Genomic DNA, 20,942 nt, shown 5'->3' on the forward strand with positions numbered 1-20,942 from the left:
GAGGCTTGTTTGATGTCCGACGACCTCGACATCGGCCTGCTGTCCACCCGCATCCGCAGCAGCGATGCGGAGCACGCCCAGGCGCTCGCCGGGCAGGTGCGCCAGCTCGCCGACCGGCAACTCGCCCGCGCCCTCGACGGCGCCGGCGAGCGGGCCTTGGCCCGTGCCCGGCTGCCTGCCGGGGCCGTCGTCGCCGTTCACAAGCTCGACCTGCAGCTCAAGGTGTCGGCCGACGTGCCCGCCAGCGAACTCGCCGCCGGCTGGGCCGCCGCCTTCGAGGCCGGCCTCGCCCGACTCCTCGCCACCATCCCGCCCGGCGACGCGGACGAAGACGCCCCCGCCGCATGGTTTGCGGACGCCTGGGCCGCCGAACACCGCCACCTGGAACGCCGCGCCGCCGGCCAGCCCGACGCCTGGTGGGCGCTTGATCTTGCCGGTGACGACGACAGCCCCGACCCCCTCGCGCCCGTCGCTATCCTCCACCGCTGGCTCGCCCGCAACCCGGCCCGGGCGCTGGCCGCCATGGCCGCCCTGGCCCGCAGCGACGCCCCCGTAGCCAGCCTGCTCTCGGCCGACCAAGCCACGGGCCTCGTCCGCGCCCTCCTCGGTCACTTCGCCCGCCCCGACACGCCCCAGGCAACACGCACCGGCCCCGGCGCCGACTCACCCGCCACGCCGCCGACGCCCACGCCGGAAGCCGGCACCCTGCCGCATCTCCAGGCCCGCCTCGACCGCCTCGCCAGCCACAACCTGCGCCTTTCCATCGCCAGCAACCCGGCCCAGCGCGCCCCGTGGCTCCTCGCCCTGCTGCTCACCGAACACCCCTCCGCTACCCGCCAGACCGCCGCGGTGCTGCTGCAGACGATCACCCGCGCCGCAGCGCAGCCCGCCACGCCACCCACGAGCGTTCCCGGGGCGCCGACTCCTGCCGCCCCGTCGCCAGCCCCCGCATCCGCGCAATCCGGCAGCCCGGCAGAAGAACCCGCCACCCTCACCCACCCGGTCTGCGCCGCCGGCCTGCTCCTGCTCCTGCGCCCGCTGGTGCGCCTGGGCCTGCTGCCTGCGGCCGAGAACCTCGGCCCGGCCCTGGTCGATCTGGCCCTCACCGCCCTGCGCCGGGTGCTGGCGCCGCTGCCCCCGGGCGAGCGGGCCGTGGCCCAGGAACGCGAGCGCGTACTCCTCGCGGTGTTCGCCCCGGAATGCGACTGGCGCGAGCGCATCGCGCTGATCCCCGTGGGCGATCCCGCCGCCGCCGAGCGCCTCCTCGACGCCCTCATCGACGCCATCCCCGGCGACATCACCCCCGCGCCCGGCGGCCTGCGTCAGGTGTTCGGCACAACGCCCGCCGCCTTCCCCACCGCCGCCGACAGCCGCCTCGCCAGCCTGCTGCTGCGCCCCGGCCAGCTGCGCGTCAGCCCCTGGGAGGCCGAACTCGCCTGGCCGCTGGCTGGCATCGACCTGGCCCTGCGCCGCGCCGGCTGGGATCAGGACCCGGGCTGGCTGCCCTGGCTCGGCCGCACGATCCGCTTCCGCTTCGGAGACCCCGCATGACCGGCCCCCGCAGCCCCGACCTCACCGACCTCTGGCTGGCCCTCGCCGCCGGCCGCATGTTGCTGCGCCGGCCCGACGACGCCGGCCTCATCCGGATCGCCTCGGCGCATCTCGCCACCGACACGCCCCAGCAGCTGGCCGACAGCATCGCCAGCGGCAACGACATCCTCTTCGCCACCCTCGAGGCCGCGCCCGACGCCACGCCCCTGGCCCGCATCGCCACCGGATGCCAGCTCTCCGGCTTCGATCTGGATCTGCTCGCCTTCGCCGTTCTGCCCTGCTTCGACGAAGACGCCGCCGCCACCATCACCACCCTCGCCGGCGGCCAGCGCCGGCTTACGGTGGGCCTCGCCCTCAAGCTGCTCTTCGGCGACAACGTCGACCCTGCCGCGGTGCGCCACGCCCTGCGCGCCTCGCCCCTCTGGAACAGCGGGCTGATCCGCCCGGACGAAACCCAGCGCCCGCTGCTCGAGCGCCGCCTCGACCCCACCGAGACCCTCCTCGCCGGCCTCGATGGCCTGCCCCCCGCCGAAGCCGGCGCCGGCTGGCAGGTGCGCCTGCTCACCGCGCCCGCCCGCCCCGCCGCCAGCATCGACCGGGCCGCCCTGCAGATCACCGAGACTCCGGGCGTGTGCCTGCATCTCACCGGCCAGCCCGACCGGGCCGAGGAAGCCCTCGCCGTGGCGGCCATGCCCCAGGCCGCGCTGGTGCTCGACGCCCCCGACGAAGCCGCCCCGCCGCCCTGGGCCGAGGCCCACCTGCTGCGCCTCGCCACCGGCGCCCGGGTTGCCCTGCGCACCGACGCCGGCCAGCTCACCGCCCCCGTGCGCGTGCCGCCGGTGCCGGTAATCGCCCCGGCCAGCTTCTGCCTGCGCGGCCCCGGCGCCCACCTGCGGCGCGTGGACGTAGGCGGCAGCGACCCCCTCGAACTCTCCGAATGCTGGCAGCGCGCCCTCGGCTGCAACCGCGCCGACGCCGACGAGCTGGCCGGCCGCAACTGGATCGACGACGAAGCCCCGGCCCTCGTCGCCGCCGCCCTGCCGCCGGGCGCCAGCGTGCCCGACGCCCTGGCCGAACTCGCCCGGATGACGCCGCCCCGGGCCCTGCGCCTCGCCACCCGGTCGACGCCCGAGGTCCCCTGGCACCGGGTCGTGCTGCCGCCCCAGACCCGCGACCGCCTCGAAGACCTGATCCGCCGGGTGCGCCGCCGGGTGGGCGTGCAGTTGCGCTGGCAGATGGCCCGCGGCGCGCGCGGCCATTCGGTGATCGGCCTGCTGTACGGCGAATCCGGCACCGGCAAGACCCTCGCCGCCGAAGCCATCGCCACGCGGCTGCACCTGCCCATGCTGTCGGTGGATCTGTCGCTGGTGGTCTCCAAGTACATCGGCGAGACCGAGAAGAACCTCTCCGAACTGTTCGCCGCCGCCGAGGGCTACGCCGCACTGCTGTTCTTCGACGAGGCCGACGCCCTCTTCGGCCGCCGCACCAACGTGCAGGACGCCCACGACCGCTACGCCAACATCGAGGTGAACTACCTCCTGCAGCGGCTCGAATCCTTCGAGGGCTGCGCGATCCTCGCCACCAACCTCATGCAGGGCGTGGACGACGCCTTCCTGCGCCGCTTCGATCAGGTGGTGCATTTTCCCCGCCCCGGCGTGGCCGAGCGCATGGCCATCTGGCGCGGGCAGCTTCCCCTGGCGCACCTCGCGCCCGAGATTTCGATCGAGCAGCTGGCCGAGCGCTTCGAGCTCACCGGCGGCGAGATTCGCAATGCTGCCCTGTCGGCAGCCTTCATGGCCGCCGACGGCGGCACGGTGGTCACGGACGGCATGATCGACGCCGCCGTGGCCGAAGAGTTCAGCAAACTGGGCCGGCCGTTCCCGCGCCGGCAGGGAGCCTTTTCATGACCGACATCGCCACCACCCTGAGCCAGGCCAGGGCCAAGCTCTCCACCTGGCAGGCCGAAGCCGCCACCGCCGCCGCCAGCGGCGCCTCCCAGGCCCAGTCCGCGGACGCCGCCTGGGACGCGGTGGCCGCCATCGAGGCCGCCACCGCCCAGGCCGAGGGCCTGCGCGGGCAGATCCTCGCCCGCGACGACACCCTCGCCGCCGCCCTCGCGGCCCGGGCAGCCACCCTCTCCGAAGCCGAAAAGGCCCGCAGCGACGGCGCCACCCCGCCCCTGGCCGACGCCTCCGCCACCGCCCTGCGCGCCGCGGTGGCCACCGCCGCCGGCGTCACCCCGGCCACCAAGCTCGACGGGGCCGACTACAAGACCGCCGTGAGCACGGTGGACACCGCCATCGCCGCGCTGGACGACACCGCCATCAGCGATCTGGCCGCCGCCCTCGTCACCCTCGAAGCCAAGCTGCAGGATTACGAAGACAAGGAAGCCCTGGCCGAAGCCGCCCTCGCGGCCGCCGAATCGTCCTCGGCCATCATCGCCGACGATCTCTCCAAGGCCCTCATCCAGCGCGAAGCCGCTGCCAGGCTGGCCACCGCCGGCAACAAACCCGGCGCAATCCTCGCGTATGTGGATTACCAGGCTGCCCGGGCCCGGCTCACCGCCGCAGCCGCCGGCGCCGCCGCCACCAAGCTGCAGACCGACTGGAACACCGCCCGCGACGCCCAGCTCTCGGCCGCTGCCGATCTCCTCGCCGCCCAGGTGGCGGTGATCCAGGGCCAGCTCGCCCTGGCCCGCAAGCGCGCCGAGATGACCGCCAAGCTCGCCACCCGGGATGCCGTGGTCACCGCCGCCGTGGATGCCGTGCTCAACCCGCCGCCCGCCCCGGGCCCCTGACGCCCGCCGCGGCACCGCCACCACCGTCCGGCGCCACCACGCCGGACGCCGTCGCGCCCGCGCCGACGCATCGCCATGAGCCGCGCCCTCGCACCCGCGCCCCCAGCCCGCCCGGCCTCCGCCCGGCAGGAAAAACACGCCACGCCGCCCAGCCCTGCGCCTCCCGCTACGGTCGACCGGGCGCCAGCTGCGGCGCCCGCCCGTGCGCCTGCGGCCGCCCAGCCCCCACCGCCAGCAGACGCACCGGCCTATTTCCAGCGCCGTCTGGGCACCGGGGCGTCGCTTCCCCGGCGCAGCGAGCTCGAAAGCCTCGTCGGCGCGGATCTAGGCCATCTTGACGTGGCGCTGGGCGTCCCCGCGCCTGGCGGACGACCGGACGCGCTGGCCGCCACCCGCGGGTCGCGCCTCGAGTTTGCCGACACCCGCCCCTCCCGGCGCCTGCTCGCCCACGAGACCATCCACGCCCTGCAGGCCCGGCGTGGCGCCAGCGGCGCAGTGGACGGGCGCGCCCAGCTCGAAGCCGAAGCCCACGGCCTCGCCGCCCGCGCCCAACTCGGGCAACCCATCCGTCCCCTCGGCCGCGCTCCCCAGACTTGGCTCTACGACGCCCCGCCGCCCGACGCCACGGCCCTGCGCGCAGCGCTCCACCCCGAGGGCGACAACGGCGTCTCCACCACCCGGGTGCTGGCCATCCTGCGGGCCAACGCCGCTCCCGCCGACATGGCCCAGCTGCGCGCCAGCTACGGCCCCGACTTCTTCCGCGATCTCGACCGCTGCTTCGGCGACACCAGCTGGGGCGAAGCGCGCGGCTACCTGGGCAACCAGCTCACCCTGGCCGAGAACCTGCAAACCCGCACCGGCATCCTCGTGCGCGATCAGGCAGGCATCCTCGACACCCTGCGGCGCTGGCCCGACGACGACGTGCTGCGCATGATCGAAGAGGCCAACGGAACCCCAGCCGCCGCCGCGCCCGCCCCCCTCTCCACCCCGGCCAGCCCGCCCGCGCCCCGCCCGGCCTCCGCCACCTGGGCCGACGTACAGCGGGCCTTGAACGATGCCCTCGCCGCGGAAGACGCCTTTCGGGCCACCCAGCTGCTGCTCGACAAGGCCGAGCGCGCCCGGGCCACGCGCCCGGCGCCGCCCCCGGGCACCGCCGCAGCCCGTCCGGACGCCGTCTCCGCGCAGCGGGTGGCGGTGGCCTATTCGCGCATCGCCGCCGCCGAATCGGCCGACCGTCCCGGCGACGCCTTCCTCGCCATCGCCGACCTCAACGGCCCCCAGCGGGCCGCCCTCGCGCCCCGGCTGGCCGGCGGCAGCTGGCCCAACATGGGCGCCGACATGGCCCAGCTGCGTGCCATCGCCGCCGACAGCGACGACGCCCGCGCCCTGGAACGCGCCATGCGCGAAGCCGGCAACCGCACGAGCGATGTCTCGCCGGCCATGCTCGAGAACGCCGCCACCCGCGCCAGCGAACTCATCAACCGCGCCCGCGAACGCCTCGCCGCCCTGCCCCCTGCGTCCAGCGAGGAGCGCACCCGGCGTGAAGCCGAGCTGGCCGCTCTGCAGGCCCGCTTCCACGAGCGCACGCTGGTGCAGGCGATGTACTTCGCATCCCACGAAACCGGCGCCGCCACCCTCGAAGCCCTCGGCGTTCCGCCGGAACGCTCGGCCGAGTTCCTCATCAATCAGGTCAGCACCTTCGACGAACTCATCACCTTCATCCGTCGCGTGCCGGTGCGGGCCCGGCTCGAGCTCACCCACTCCCCCTGGTACCAGGCCAAGCTCACCCAGATCCTCGGCATCAACCCCAGCCCCGCCCGCGAGGCGCTGCTGCTGGCGGCGCTCTACGAGGGGCACCCCGACCTGACCGGCAGCGCGTTCCTGATCAGCCAGCAGGCCCTCCTCGACGCCAACGACATCGAAAGCGCGTGGCGGGCCGGCAACCAGAGCCGCGTCTGGATCGCCCTGTCGCGGATGGCCGAACCCCGCCGCGCGGCCCTGGCCCAGCTCGTCGAGCATCCGCCGGCACCGCCCGCCGACGCCCATCCCCGCCCGCCAACGCCGCCGCTGGTCGAGCTGCTGCGCAGCCTGGAGCGGGGCACAATGCGCGAGCGCCTCGACGCCTCACGCCTGCGGCGCGGGCTGGCCGGCGAAGCCGAAGCCCTGATGCGCGGCGACGCGGTGGAGCTGGTGGTGCGCGGCGGACGGATCACCCAGCGCATCGAAGACCCGCGCGCCTTCATCGAGCTGGTGATGCGCACACCGGCCGCCCAGGCCGAGCTGCGCCGGGGCATGGTGATCCGCCGTCAGCTGCAGGCCAACCCCAACCAGTCCGTCAGCGAAACCGAACGCGCGCTGGCCGAACGCTACGATGCCGCAGTGGTCGCCGCCGAGCAGATCGGCGAGCGCGACCACGACCTGCGCCTCGCCTTCGAGACCGTGGCCTTTGGCGAACCCGACCTCAGCGGCGCCACGGGGCAGGACCCGGCGGTCGAGGCCGACTTCATGCACTACCGGCTGGAAGAACGGCTCGCGGCCATTCGCACCACCGGCTCCCGGGCGACCACCGACACCCTGAGCTGGGCCGGGCCCAACGTGGACGAGAACGCCGCGCGCTTCCGGGTGTATTTCGACCAGGTGCGCCTGCGCGGCATCGGCCGGGCCGAGCTAGCCCAGCTGGCCGATCTGTACTACCGCACGATGGCCGCACTGGACGCCTTCGCCCCGGCCAATCGCGCCTTCGCCTCAACCGCCGCACAGCTGGTGGCGGCCGTCGCCGCGACGGTGGTGGTGTCGGCGGCCAGCGGCGGCAGCATGGGGCCGGCAGCGGTCGTCGCGCTGGCCGCCTTCGCCGGTGGCGCAACGGCCGGCCTCACCGGCGCGGTGATCCGCGGCCGCTCCACCGACGCCGAGATCCTCACCGATGTGTCCACCGGCGCAGTGGAAGGCGCCGTCTCGGTGGTCGGCTCGGCACTCGCCGCGCGGGCCGTGCATGGCGCCACCGCCGGCCACGCGGCGGGCGAAGCGGCGCGGCTGGCGGGTGGCACCGCCGTCCGTCGGGCCACCGGCGGGGCCGGCGCAGCGATCGCCGAAAGCATCATCGACGGGGCCATCGGCGGCGCGGCGGGCGAGCTCTTCCAGACCGCAGTGGACGAAGCCACCTGGGACCGGGGCGTGGCCGCCGCCATCGCGGCGCTGATGGCCGCACTCACCCGCGGTGCCGCTTTCGGTGCGGTGGGCGGCCTGGTTGGCGGGGCGCTCTTCCAGGGCGCCAGCGCCGCCTGGCAACGGATCACCCGCCTCCACGGCCAGGATGCGGTGCGGGAGGTGATCGGCGCCTTCGACTCCATCGCGCTGGGGCATGCCCACACGATGGAGGGCTGGTCCGAGGCGCAGCTGGAGGGGCTCTTCCACGCCCGGCGGCTGGCCCTGGCCGGCGAGGACGAATCCGCCGCTGCGCTGCTCCGCCAGTTCGACGTGGTGCCCGAGGGCCGCGCGGGCGACCTGATCGCCGCCTTCCGAGCCCGGCGCGAACTGGTGGTACGCACCGCCGCCGAGATGGGCGTGCCGGTGGACGATCCGGGCATCGCCCAGCGGCTCGGGCTCGACAACGTGATGGTGGGTGGCGGGCTGGCCCCGGGCACCGCCGAGGTCCGCTACGCGATGGGGCTCGACGGCGTGCAGCGGCTCGAGCTGTGGGTCGGGCCGGGCACCCGCCTGGGCGACGTGAGCATCCACCAGGAAACCGTGCAGGCCCTGCGCCGCTGGGGCGACGAGACCGGCAACCTGCGCGGCATGCTGGAGCGGGTGCGAGCGTGGGCACGGGGTGGCACCCTGTCCAACGAGGAAGAGGTGATCCTCGAACTCCAGAAGCACGCCCGGATGATCGAGGCCCGCGAGCACGCCATGTCGGGCCTGGCGCCGGGCAGCGACACCGCCAACCGGCTGCGGCAGGAGATCGCCAACCTGCAGACCGCTGCCGACGCCATCCAGGCGCGGCTCACCGGCTGGGGCGTGCCCGAGGGCGTGATCGCCGGCGAGGGTGGCCGCGGCGGCAGGGTCGAGCCGGAGGTGAGCTTCCGGGGGTCCACCCGCGTGTCGTCCGAGCCGCCTTTCGATTACCGGGTGCGGCGCTTCAACGACATCTCCGAGCTGCCGCGCAACCTGGACGGCACCATCGCCCCGCTGCCCGAGGGCGTTGTGTACACCTTCCCGGACGGTACCCGGGTGTGGCGCGAAAACGGCTTCACCCGCCACGACACGGTGGTCCGCCGGGGCGTTGGCCGGCGCGAAACCGAGCTGGAATTCCTCAGCGCCGGCGAGCACGGCCGGCCGGAAGTGGCCGGCATGGAGCGCGCCCACACCCTCGGCCAGGGCACCGGCTTCGAGAGCCCCTTCGGCATCCTGATGGCGCCGGCCGAGGTGAACCAGATCATCCAGAACAACGGGATCGAGGAGCTGTTGCGCGGTTTCCGGGATGCCGCCCGCGGGGGCGAACGCTTCCACCTGTCCACCCTCACCCAGGCCCACTGGGGCACTTCGCGGCTCGCCGAGGTGCGCTACCGCGTATCGGTGTCGCGGGGCGGCGGCTCGCCCGAGTTCCTCTTCGAATACCGGATCACGGTGGGCCGCAACGCCCCCTTTGCGGTGGAGCACGGGCTCGCCAACATCACCGAGAGCCCCGACCTGTCGAACTACTTCGACCTGGTGGACGTGCCCGCACGGCTGCGCACCCGCTTTGCCATGCGGGCCGGGGGCGGCACGGCGCCCATCGTGCACGCCGAAAACTGGGCCAGCGTCGAACCCCTCATCGACACGCCGGTGGCGACGGCAGTGCTCCCGCCGGGCTACACCCGCGTCAGAAGCAGCGACGGCGGCTGGATCATCCGCCGGCGCGACCCCAACGACCTGCGCTTCCAGCGCCTCACCGTGCGGCCCGGCCCGGGCGGCGAGCCGGTGATCGCCGTCTGGCGACCCTTTGAATGACCTACCGTGGCGGAGACTTGACCATGGAAAACCCCACAAAACGGCAAAAAATGCCGCTCATCACCCGCGACAAGCCCGCCGAACATCGGGCCGACCGGGTTGCCCGGGGCGAGCGCCCCTCTCCCGCCAGCCGCGCCGCCCGCGATCCGGCCCCCGCCAGCCTGGGCCTCGGCCCGGGCCAGCCGCTGCCGCGGGCCGAACGCCGCTACTTCGAGAACCGCCTGGGCGCGAGGCTCGCCGACGTGCGCGTGCATCCCGATGCCACCGCCGCCGTCGAGCTGGGCGCCAACGCCTTTGCCGCCGGCCGTGACATCGGCTTCGCCCCCGGCCGCTGGCAGCCCGGCACCCACGAGGGCCGTCGCCTGCTGGGCCACGAGCTGGGCCATGTGCTGGAGCAAGGCGCGCGCCGCCAGCCGGCCATCCAGCTTGAGGAAGCCGCCAAGCCCGAAGACGGCGACAAGGCCGCCGAGGTGCTGACCGAAGGCGTCAAGACGGTCGTCGAACAGGCGAAGGAGAACGAAGGCGTCAAGCAGACCCTCCTCGACCCGGCCAAACGTTACGCCCTCGGCCAGTGGAACGCCCTCGGCACCGGCGAAAAGGTCGGCGTGGCCGGTTTTGGGGCCGGCACCTACGGCCTCGCCCTGGGCGCCGGGCTGGCCGACCCGGCCGGGCGCAAGCTGCTGTCGGATGTAAACCTCGTCGCCCCGCTGGGGCTGATCCCCTATTCCACCCTCACCGACTTCCGCTACATCCTCCCGGCCACCCCGGGCGGGCCCACGCAGCTCAAGGCCTCGTTCTCGGGCGACGACCTGCTCGGCCTCGCCCACCAGAAGCTGTCGTGGATGCCGCCCATGACCCTCAGCCTCGACCTGGGCTGGAGCCTCGACCCCTCCGGCGGCGTCAGCCTCAGCTCGGCCAAGGCCACCTGGGGGGTGATGCCGGGGGTGTCGCTGCAGGCCGGCAGCGGCGTCGGGCTCGACTGGAAGCCCACCGTCACCGGCCTCGACGGCCAGACCTCGACGGTCATGAAATCCCTGCCAGCCCCCGCCGGCGCGGGCGCCACGCCCGCCGGCACCGGCGTGTTCGTGACCATCGACCTGCTCAAGGCGCCCTTCGTGCCCGCCCCGATCCGCGCTGCGCTGGGTGGAGACGTGAAGAAGTAGGCCATGCCGGCAACCCACGCCGCGGTTGAGCCGAAGCACGGTAAAGACGCCAATTCGCGGGTGGGCGCGGCCCATGCGCCCGAAGAAGCAGCGGCAGACCACCTCGCCGAAACCCTGGTGGGCACATCGGCGCCGGTAAAGCTCGACTGCCCCGCTTGCGCAGCCGGCCCGAAGCCATGCCCCGCCTGCGCGGCGGCGGCAAACCAGATCCGGCGCAGCGCCACCGGCCCCGGCCCGACTGCAGCGCCGGGCTCGGTGGGCAAGGCCCTCGCCCAGCCCGGCGTGCCGCTGCCGGCCGGCCTGCGCGACCGCTTCGAACGCCGCCTGGGCACCGATCTCTCGCCGGTGCGGCTGCACACCGGCCAACCCGCCGCAACCGCCGCCCGGGACATCCAGGCCCGCGCCTTTGCCGCCGGCCCGTCCATCGTCCTCGGCGCCAGGGCCCCGGCGCCCGACACCCCGGCGGGCGAACGCCTCCTCGCCCACGAGGTGAGCCACATCGTGCTGGGCCACGGCGGTGTACGCCGCAATCCGGACGACGCCACCAGCGGCCCGGTGTGCGAGCCCCGCGTGGGCACCTTCGTCCTCGACCCGGCCCTGGCCAACGTCGAGGCGCCGTCGAACATGAGCATCTCGGTGAAGGTCGAGGGCCCCAACCTCACCGGCGCGCCGACGGTGCATCACGTGACGCTCGACCGGCACGTGCTGTCCACCCAGCGGCTGCAGGTGTTCCTCACGCCCGCAAGCGCCGTGTTCGAAACCTGGGTGGAGGCCCAGTCCCAGCCACCGATGACCTCCGCCGGGCCGGTGGCGCCGCGGGTCATCGACCCGCTGGCCCCGGCCTTCACGGCCAGCGGGCCGATCCAGGTGATCGAGCAACGCGGCGAGCACGTGCTGACCGTCACCGCCAACACCGAGACGGCCGCCGCCGGCACGGTGGTGCTGATCAACACCAGTGGCGGCACGGTGCTGCTCGACGCCGGCATGCAGTGCCTGTCGCCCGCCGACGCCCCGGCCCTCGGCGAGGCCGTGGCCGACCGGCTGGTGGGCCTGGTGGGCAGCACACCGATCTCCGAAGCGGTGCTCGCCCCGGGCGCCCCGTCGGGCCACCTGCTGCCCCATCTGGCCGGCAGCGTCGGGATTCTGTCGATCCGCGGCACGGCCGGCCAGGAGACCGACGGCAGCATCAACGCCGTGCTGGCCGCCCAGCAGGGCTACCGCAGCTGGTACGCAGGCGCGCTGCGGGACCAGCTGCAGGCGCAGCGCAGCGACTGGGAACGCACCCAGCCCCTGGCGCCAACCCAGGACGTGCGCGACCAGCGCTGGGCGGCCTACGTGCAGTCGGTGCTGGCCGCCGATCCGGTGCTCGGCGGCACCACAGTGGGCATCGCCCGCAACAGCGGTAGCGCCGCCAGCGCCGTGCTCGACGAGGCCTCCGAAACCCGCAGCCCACCTGCCGCCGACGCCAGCGGCGCACTGGACCTCACCGATTCGGCCTGGGAGCCCGACCCGACTCCGGGCCAGATGATCGTCTATGGCGGCGGGCGGATCACCACCTTCCCCGCCGCCGGCTTCGTACTGCGGCCAGCCGCCGCGCCGCTCCACGACCCGGTTCCGGGGCTTCACGCCGCTGGCCCCCAGGGGCTCGCCCCCGCCAGCCCGCGGGCCGTCACACCCTGGCTGGCCCTGCCGGCGGTGGGCAAGGAAGGGCTCACCCAGGCACGGCTCGGCATCGGCCTGTCGATCCTCATCGACGCCGGCGGGCCGCGGGCCATCACCATGGCCGCCGTGGCGCAGATGCAGACCCAGCTGGGCGTCACCAACATCCAGCAGATCCTGCTGACCCATGTCCACGATGACCACACCCGCCAGCTGGTCGAGCTCATCAAGGCCCACAACATCCGGGCTGCCGATCTGGTCACCTCCAGCGGCTGGCGCCAGGCCGGCACGCTGCGGGAACTCACCACCACCACCGACCCGGTGCTGATGGGGCTGGGCTACGGCGCCGGCTGGAACCCGACCATCGCCGTGGGCGGCAGCGGGGTCCAGCACACCCGGGTCGGCACCGGCGCGGGCCAGATCGACGTGTACGCCCGGGCCTCGGCCCACCAGGATCTCGACGCTGCCTACACCGCCCGGGCGACCGGCGCCCGCCGCTCGGTGCCCTCGCCGATGGAGGACAGCGCGGGCTTCCTGTACGTGCATGGCAACGAGAGTTCGCCCACCCGCCACGCGGTGTTCGCCGACTTCCGGGGCGAGGACATCACCGGCCTGCGCGACGGCATGGGCGCCACCGGCTTTGCCGACGCGATGCGCAATGTGCGGGTCGTGTCGGGGCTCGGCCATCACCTGAGCAGCGCCGCCGGGCGCACGCCGGGCGACATCGAGGGCATGAACCTGCTGCTGGAGCAGACCCTGCAGCGCAACGGCGAGCTCACCCTGCTGATCCAGAGCCGCGAGGGCTTCGCCTTCGACGGCCCGTCCACCCGCACGGGCTCGGAGGGCGCGCTGCTCGACTACCTCCAGCGCCAGGGCGTGCGGGTCGTCTTTGCCGGTGCGCCGACCGGCACCAACAGCACCGACACCGCCACCCTCGACAGCAACCGCGGCCTCAACGCCCCGGCGCCCGGGGCCAGCGGCACCGGCATCCAGGTCTTCAACGCCGATCCCCAGCTGCAGGCTGCCTATCGCCGGCTCAACCTGCTGCGCGAAGCCCTGCGCACCGTCGGCGAGAGCCCGGAGTTCGCCGCCCAGGCGCTGGAGCAACCGGGCCAGACATCCGCCCAGCTCCAGACAGCCCTGCAGGCCGACATCACCCGCATCGAAACCCTGCTGGCCGAGCTGCGTGGCGTAGCGGCAGCCGATCTGCTGGATGCCCGTGCGCCCAACCCCGGCGGCCGCGACCAGACCTCTGCCACCAACCGGGCCGCATTCCGCAGCCGCATGTCGCCCGGCGGACGCAGCGCCACCGACATCCTGACCGACCTGGCCCAGGTGCAGCCGGCCGAGGCGGCCCTCAATCCCGCGGTCCAGGCGCGGCTGCAACTGGCCCTCGACCACGGCCGGGCCATCAGCCTGCCCACCGCCTTCGCGGCCATGCCCCGGGATCTGGCCACCGCCGCCGAAGCCCTGCCGCCCGCCCAGCGGGACGCCCTCGGCCGCCAGTACCGCGAACTGGCCGACCTGACCCGGGCGCTGGAATCCGGCCAGGTGCCGGCCGACCGGCGGGTGGACGTGCTCGCCCGGGCGATGGCCCTGCGCGACCAGCTGCAGCAGTGGCAGGGCAGCGCCGCCGAAGGCCAGCGGGCCACGATCGGGGGCGAGCTGGCCCGCGTGGAAGGCATCGTCAATACCCTCAAGGCCCAGGCCCACACCGACGTGATGACCGGCCGCGACGCCCAGGGCCGCATCACCCGCACCGAGTTCATCCGCATGGGCGGCACTGCGCCGGCCGGCGCCGATGCGGCGGTGCGCGGCTTCCACGCCGTCGGCCAGGCCATGGGCGCGATGATGGTGATCCATTCGGTGCAGGAGGCGGTCACCGCCGTCGCCGGTGGCCCGGACGGCAACGCCAGCGTGCCCGAGCGCCTGCTGCACACCGCCCACGCCGCCTACGGCATGCACATCGGCGTGAGCATGGCCACCGCCAGCCTGCGCCAGGCGGCCGCCGGCAGCGGCGGCGTGGCCACCTGGGAGTTTGCGGTGCTGGCGGTGTTCGAGGTGGGCGCCGCCGCCACGGCCGACTACCAGAGCGCCGAAGAACGCAACGCCGCGGTGGCGAGCTCCGCCATCCACGCCTCGGTGAACATGCTGTGCATGATGGCCGGCCAGAGCATCATGGTGGCCGGCGCCGAGATGCCCAGCCATCCGCTGATCAAGGCGGGGGTGATGGGCCTCGGCCTTGCGGTGACCATGGCCGGCGAGAAGATCCTCCGCCTGTTCGGGCTGGACGAGCGCGTCGAGCGCTGGGCATCCTACCCGCCGGGCTCGGTGACCGAGGTCAATCAGAACATCAACCGCGTCCTGGGCGATTACCGCGCCCTCATCGGCAACCGCCGCCTGCAGGCACGCACCGACGAAGAGCTGCGCCAGCTCGGCGTGACCGACGTGAGCGCCTTCCGCGCCGCGGCCCAGCGCGACGCCGCCAAGCTGCGCGCCGATCTCAGCGCCAAGGAATCCGAACTCACCGGCCTGTTCGAATCGGCCTACGGCGACGCCAGGGGCGCCTGGGTCGGCCTGCCCGTGCTCGACCAGCAGGCCGCCGAATTCACCCGCCTGCGCGCCGAAGCCCGGGGCAACGACCCCGACCCGAACCGCGAGAGCCTCGACGCCCGCTGGCGGGCCATCGACGCAAAGCTCGACATGAGCCAGGCCGGCACCGGCGAGATCGACCGGCTCTCCCAGTGGGCCACCCTGGACGAGGAGCTGGACACCGTGGAGTCGCTCCTCAACACCACCCCGGTCGACCATGCCAAGCTGTTCACCCACCTCGAACGCGTTCATCTGACGCTTGAGAACGCCCGCTACCGCCTCGCCCCCCACGGCGGCCCGCGCAGCACCGCGATGCTGCCCGAAGGCAGCCCTGGCCGGGCCCGCTACGTGAATCTGCTGGAGAAGCGGGAGCGGCGCGACCTGAATCTCCAGGTGGCGCTCGCCAGCGCCTCGGGCCACGAGCTACCCGTCCAGGCCACCCTGTCGGACATCTCGCCACCCGCCGCCCTCGCCCGCCTGCGGGCCGTGCGCGCCGCCTACGACGCCAAGATCAACGAAGCGGCCGGTCAGCTCCCCAATCTTGGCAAGCGCGAGCTGTGGAACGACCTCGCCGCACTCACCCGGGCGGCGGAAGACGCCAACAACGCCCACCCCGACCTGTTCAACCAGCTGCGCATGGCCGAAGCCGCGCTCCAGGCCGCGGCAACCCAGGCCCGCAGCGCGCCGTCCCAGGTCCAGCCACCGCCCGCGCCCGACATCGGCCCGCCGGCACCGGCCTTCGTACCGGCCAATCTGCGTTTCGAGATCGACACCGAGGTGAACGCGGCCTTCCTGGCCATGGAGCAACGCCGGACCCACCATGGCCTGATCTTCCGCACCGAAATCGATGCGTTGGTCCTGCAGCAGAGTGCCCGGCAAGACACCCTGCTCGCCGCCCGCATCGACGCCGGTAACGCCGCGCCGGGCACCTCTCAGGCCCGCCCGTTCTCCGAAGAGGAAATCAACGCGCTGCGCCAGGGCGATCTGGCCGATCAGGGCAGCAGGCTCACCTCGACCGCGCACCAGCTCGGCGAACAACGCCGCCTGCTGATGCAACTTCGCAGCGACGAGGCGCGGACAATGGATTACACACGCATGAACCGCTCGATGGAGCGCCAGTTCGCGGGGGTCTCCAACCCCTACCGCTACCTGAGCACGGGCCTGTTCGACACCTACCCCGAGGCCAGCTACGACGCCAGCCTCAATCCTGTGGTGACGGGGGCCGGCAAATCAACCTGGGGCGCCAACGGCACCTTCGGCGGCCCGGCCATGTACACCGTCGTGATGCCCATCAACGCCGACGCGGTCAAAGCCTTCGGCCCGCAGCCCATCGCCATCCGGCACACTGACTTCAAGCGCCTGCGCCCCGAAGACGAGGCGCGCTACAACGCGCCCGTCCGCCAACCCTGAACCCACCTCGTCGCCCCATGAACCCAGCCGCCACGCCCAACCCCGCCACCACAGCCGCCTGGAAGATGCTCGAACTGGCCCGGGCCGGGTTCGCGCTGCCCGTGATCGACGTGGAAACCGCAGCCTGGGTACTCGGCCTGCACGGCGAGGTGACGCCCCCGCTGCCGGAGCCGGCCCACACCCACGCCCGGCTGGCGGCAGCCCTGGTCGCCGACGACGCCGCAAAAGCCACGGCGCTCCTCCACGACCGGCTGCCCCGCCCGGGCATGGAACGGCTGCTCATCCACGCCTGCCACCTGGGCGGCCACCGGCATGCCGACGCCCTGCTCGACGTGGCGCTGGCCCATCCCGCCGCGTGGTTCAACGGCGCGATGCTGGCTGGCACCAGCCGACCGGCCGAACTGCTGGCGCGCCTGGATGTTTCCCGCGGGCAGCCCCTGTCGATGCCCGACATCGTCACCATCGCCGAACTCGTCCTGCGCGGCCTGGACGCCGGCCAGCCCTGCCCCGCGGCCGAAGCCCTGTGGCAGCCGCTGGCAGATGCCCCCGACGCCCTGGCCCGTCACCCGCAGTTCCGCACGGCCCACCTGCGCTTTCTCGCCCGACGCGATCCGGCATCCGCCCGCACCCAGCTGCTGCGCTACGCCGAAACCTACCCCCGGAGCGATCTGTATGTCGGCGCCGTGGCCGTGCTGGCCCGGCTGCTCGCCACCGATCCGGCAGCCGCGGTGGCGCTGGTGGCCGCGTCCGACGAAGAAGCCGATGTGTCCGTGTGGCTGCCCGCCCTGTGCTGGCGATTCGAACTGCCCGCCGCCGCCCACCCGCTCGTCACCCACCTGCTCGATTCCACCGACCCGGAAACCGGCCTCGATCTGGTGACGGCGCTGGCCCGCACGCCCGAAGTGACATGGCTACAGCGCGCATGGCAGAACACGGAAGGTCTGGCCGATCGGGACGAGCGCATCGTGAGGGCCATCGCCCCGGCCCTGATGCAGCTCCACGCGGCCGGGCTAACCGCTCAGGCCGATACATTGACCGGCCTTGCAGACAAATGGCTGGGGGACGCCCGGGTCATCGACGGCCAGCTGCCGGCCACCGGGCTGCTGCGGGTGCTGGGTGCGCCCGGCCTGCCGCCCCTCGTGCCCTGGGGCAAGGGATTCGCGCTGCCCTGAGCCCGCCGGGCCGGCACAAACCGGACGCACAAAATGAAAAAGCCACTCGTCTGAGTGGCTTTTTCACGGGAATTTATGGTCGGGGAAAGAGGATTCGAACCTCCGGCCCCTGCGTCCCGAACGCAGTGCTCTACCAGGCTGAGCTATTCCCCGACTCGACCCTGACTACCATGCATCTGCAAGGCTTCAAGGTATTTCGCGTAACGCCGTTATTACTTGTGGCGCCCTGGAAAGACCGCGATTATGTACGAACTCTGCAGAAGGTGCAAGAAGATCGACACATTTCTTCGAGTCGGCGGGATACCCTGCCGTGCCGGCCATCAGGCCAGCTTGGTGCCCGGGTGGGTTGCCTCGACTTCCTCGTGTTCCCATTCCTTCACGGTTTCGGACAGGAGACGGGCTTTTTCGTGGGCGTCCGGGGCGTGGTGATGTTCGCGCTCGAAAGCCTCCAGCGCATCGTGGCAGGCCTCGGCCTTCGAATGGGCATGGGTGTGGGGCATGATGAACCTTCCTTCTGGATGACTGAAACACGGCGATGCAAACAGTATGCTGCACCGCACAACGCAATTCTAGCCACCATTCCAGGACAATCGCAAGCACGTTTTGCACTGCAACAACGCGCATCGCCGCCGCCATCGTGACAAACTCGACACCCGACCCCTGCTAGTGCAATACCATCCCCAGCAACACTGACTCATCGAACCCGGTCGCCGGAGGCGGCACCATCTTCCACCGACCGACGAGGCAAAAATGTCCGTCTCAGCGCTCAGCCGGATCATCCTCAGGTTTATCGCTGTCGTTCTGGCCTGGCTGGCCGGCAATGCGCTGGCGGCCGATGCCGCGCCGCGCTCGCTCCATGTGGTGAGCGACGACAACTATCCGCCTTACCTCTTCCGCAACGCCGACGGCAAGGTCGAGGGCTATCTGGTGGATCTGTGGCAGCTTTGGCAGTCGCGCACCGGCATCGACGTGAACCTCACCACCACCAACTGGGCCGAGGCCCAGCGGATGATCGCCGACGGGCGCGCCGACGTGATCGACATGATCTACCGCACGCCCCAGCGGGAAGCCCTCTACGAGTTCTCCTCGCCCTACGCCGATCTGCCGGTGGCGATCTACACCCACACCACCATCGGCGGCATCAGCGGCGTCAGCACCCTCAAGGGTTTCGAGATCGGCGTTCAGTCGGGCGACGCGTGCATCCACCGGCTCAACGCAAGCGGCATCACCACCCTCGTCGAGTACCCCAACTACACCGAACTGATCGCCGCCGCCCAGCGCCAGGAGATCAAGCTGTTCTGCCTCGACGAGATTCCGGCCAACTTCTACCTCTACAAGGCCCAAGCCCAGGCCGACTTCCGCAAGGCCTTCGACCTGTACCAGGGCCAGTTCCGGCGGGCCACCCGCAAGGGCAACATCGCCACGCTGCAGATCGTCGAGAAGGGCATGGCCGCCATCACCCCGGCCGAAGACGCGGCCCTGCGCAAGAAGTGGTTCGGCACACCGCTGGATCTCGGCAGCTACGGCCGTTACATCATCTGGGGGCTGATCGCGGCGGGCGGCATCGGCCTGCTCCTGATCGTCTGGAACATGACCCTGCGGCGTCAGGTTGCCAGCAAGACGCAAACCCTCAACGCCACGCTGAACGAACTGCGGCAGGCCCACGCCGCCGCCAGCGAGGCCGAGCAAAGCCTCGCCGCCACCCTGCAGGCGATCCCCGACCTGCTCTTCGAGTTCGACACGGGCGGGCATTACCTCAACGTGTTCAGCAACCAGGACGAGCTGCTGGCGGCCTCGCGCAGCAACCTCATCGGCCTGCACGTCTCGACCGTACTGCCGGCCCCGGAGGCCTGCACGGTGGTCGAGGCGATCCAGGCTGCGGCCGCCAACGGCCAGGACTACGGTCGCACCATCCGGCTCGACCTGGGTGGCAGCGACCACTGGTTCGAGCTTTCCGCCGCCCGCAAGCACACCGAAGGCGGCGAGCCGCGGGTGCTGATCCTGTCCCGGGACATCACCGAGCGCCGCGACGCCGAGCGCGCCCTCCTCGCCGCCAAGGAATCGGTGCTCATCGCCCAGAGCACCCGCCACTTCCAGGCCCTGTTCAACGCCGCGCCGGTCGCCTTGGCCTACTGCAAGGGCGAGCACATCGAGTCGATCAATCAGCGCTTCATCGAGCTGTTCGGCTACCAGCCGTCCGACATTCCCACCCTTGCCGACTGGTGGCAGCGCGCATACCCCAACCCGGCCTACCGCAGGCAGGTTCAGGAGACCTGGAACGCCGCCCTCGACCGGGCCGCCGCTGCCGGAGGCATGCTGGACAGCATCGAATATCAGGTCACCAGCAAGGATGCCCAGGTGCGCAACCTGCTGATCGGTGGCCAGCTGCTGGACGGCGGCTTCGTCGCCACATTCACCGACATCACCCTGATCCGCGAAGCCGAGGCAGCCCTCAAAGCGGCCAAGGACGCCGCCGACGCCGCCAACGTGGCCAAGAGCTCCTTCCTGGCCAACATGAGCCACGAGATCCGCACGCCGATGAACGCCATCCTCGGCTACACCCATGCCCTGCGGCGCGGCCAGCTGCTGCCCGAACAGGCCGACCGGCTCGACAAGATCGAGGACGCCGGCCACCACCTGCTGGCGATCATCAACGACATCCTCGACATCTCGAAGATCGAGGCCGGCAAGCTGGTGCTGGAACACACGCCCTTCCACCTGGGCTCGATCGTCGATTACGTCCGCTCCCTGATCGCCGAATCGGCCGAGGCCAAGGGCCTGCAGCTGCGGGTGGATTACGACGACGTGCCGCCCCAGCTGGTGGGCGACCCGACCCGCCTGCGCCAGGGCCTGCTCAACTTCGCCAGCAACGCGGTCAAGTTCACCACCGGCGGCACCATCACCCTGCGCAGCCGGCTCGAAGCCCGCGACGGTGACCGCCTGCACGTGCGCTTCGAGGTGGAAGACACGGGCATCGGCATCCCCGCCGACAAGCTGCCCGACCTCTTCCAGCCCTTCCGGCAGGTGGACGCCTCCACCACCCGCAAGTACGGCGGCACCGGGCTCGGCCTCGCCATCACCCAGCGCCTGGCCCGGCTGATGGGCGGCGACGCCGGCGTGGAGAGCACCCCGGGTGTGGGCAGCCTGTTCTGGTTCTCCGCCAATCTCGAGGTCGGCACCGGGCATGTCAAACATCTGGCCCTCGCGCCCTCCGGCGCCGAGGCCGGGCTCCGCAGCCGCCACGCCGGCGCGCGCATCCTGCTAGTCGAAGACGATCTGGTGAATCAGGAAGTCGCGTTGGAGCTACTGAGTGAAACCGGGCTGGTGGTGGATCTGGCCGAAAACGGCCGGGTTGCCCTCGACAAAGCGTCTGAATCGGGCTACGCCGCCATCCTGATGGACATGCAGATGCCCGAAATGGGCGGCCTCGAGGCCACTACCCGCATCCGCGCCCTGCCCGCCCACCGCCTCACGCCCATCATCGCGATGACCGCCAACGCCTTCGACGAAGACCGGGAGCGCTGCAGCAAGGCCGGAATGAACGACTTCATCGCCAAGCCGGTGGAGCCGGAAATCCTCTTCGAAACGCTCTTACGCTGGCTGGGCTGACCC

9 protein-coding genes and 1 tRNA gene are annotated in these 20,942 nt (G+C 72.3%); 8 read left to right on the plus strand and 2 right to left on the minus strand.

Annotated features, from left to right (window positions below; genetic code table 11):
• Positions 1-12: 12 nt before the first annotated feature.
• The 7 genes from Q0672_RS05000 to Q0672_RS05030 all read left to right on the plus strand — a co-directional run bounded on the left by Q0672_RS05000 (position 13) and on the right by Q0672_RS05030 (position 17,330).
• Positions 13-1,551 carry a hypothetical protein gene (locus tag Q0672_RS05000; protein ID WP_298620385.1) on the plus strand — a complete coding sequence of 513 codons (1,539 nt, stop codon included), beginning with the start codon at positions 13-15 and terminating at the stop codon, positions 1,549-1,551.
• On the plus strand, positions 1,548-3,458 hold the full coding sequence (locus Q0672_RS05005; RefSeq protein WP_298620387.1) for an ATP-binding protein: 1,911 nt from the start codon (positions 1,548-1,550) through the stop codon (positions 3,456-3,458). Before Q0672_RS05000 ends, Q0672_RS05005 begins: the two co-directional genes overlap by 4 nt.
• On the plus strand, positions 3,455-4,348 hold the full coding sequence (locus Q0672_RS05010) for a hypothetical protein (RefSeq protein WP_298620390.1): 894 nt from the start codon (positions 3,455-3,457) through the stop codon (positions 4,346-4,348). Before Q0672_RS05005 ends, Q0672_RS05010 begins: the two co-directional genes overlap by 4 nt.
• 75 nt (positions 4,349-4,423) lie before the next feature.
• Positions 4,424-9,334 (plus strand): polymorphic toxin type 4 domain-containing protein, encoded by a 4,911-nt coding sequence (locus Q0672_RS05015; RefSeq protein WP_298620392.1) that lies wholly within the window; start codon positions 4,424-4,426, stop codon positions 9,332-9,334.
• A gap of 23 nt (positions 9,335-9,357) precedes the next feature.
• Positions 9,358-10,497: a DUF4157 domain-containing protein gene (locus Q0672_RS05020; RefSeq protein WP_298620394.1), complete on the plus strand. Its 1,140-nt coding sequence runs from the start codon at positions 9,358-9,360 to the stop codon at positions 10,495-10,497.
• Between the two features lie 3 nt (positions 10,498-10,500).
• Positions 10,501-16,158, plus strand: coding sequence for a DUF4157 domain-containing protein (locus tag Q0672_RS05025; protein ID WP_298620395.1), 5,658 nt, complete (start codon positions 10,501-10,503; stop codon positions 16,156-16,158).
• Positions 16,159-16,175: 17 nt separating this feature from the next.
• Positions 16,176-17,330 carry a hypothetical protein gene (locus Q0672_RS05030; protein WP_298620397.1) on the plus strand — a complete coding sequence of 385 codons (1,155 nt, stop codon included), beginning with the start codon at positions 16,176-16,178 and terminating at the stop codon, positions 17,328-17,330.
• 76 nt (positions 17,331-17,406) lie between these two features.
• On the opposite strand, the gene Q0672_RS05035 is transcribed toward Q0672_RS05030, so the two are convergent.
• Both Q0672_RS05035 and Q0672_RS05040 read right to left on the minus strand, forming a co-directional pair.
• Positions 17,407-17,483, minus strand: a tRNA-Pro gene (locus Q0672_RS05035).
• A 167-nt stretch (positions 17,484-17,650) separates the two neighbouring features.
• The gene (locus tag Q0672_RS05040; protein WP_284187665.1) at positions 17,651-17,830 is read right to left on the minus strand and encodes a hypothetical protein; all 180 of its coding nucleotides are present in this window, start codon (positions 17,828-17,830) and stop codon (positions 17,651-17,653) included.
• A gap of 250 nt (positions 17,831-18,080) precedes the next feature.
• On the opposite strand from Q0672_RS05040, the gene Q0672_RS05045 reads away from it, so the two are divergent.
• Positions 18,081-20,939, plus strand: coding sequence for a transporter substrate-binding domain-containing protein (locus Q0672_RS05045; protein WP_298620399.1), 2,859 nt, complete (start codon positions 18,081-18,083; stop codon positions 20,937-20,939).
• Positions 20,940-20,942 lie beyond the last annotated feature (3 nt).

The organism is uncultured Zoogloea sp., from assembly GCF_937894855.1.
Lineage (GTDB): Bacteria > Pseudomonadota > Gammaproteobacteria > Burkholderiales > Rhodocyclaceae > Zoogloea > Zoogloea oryzae.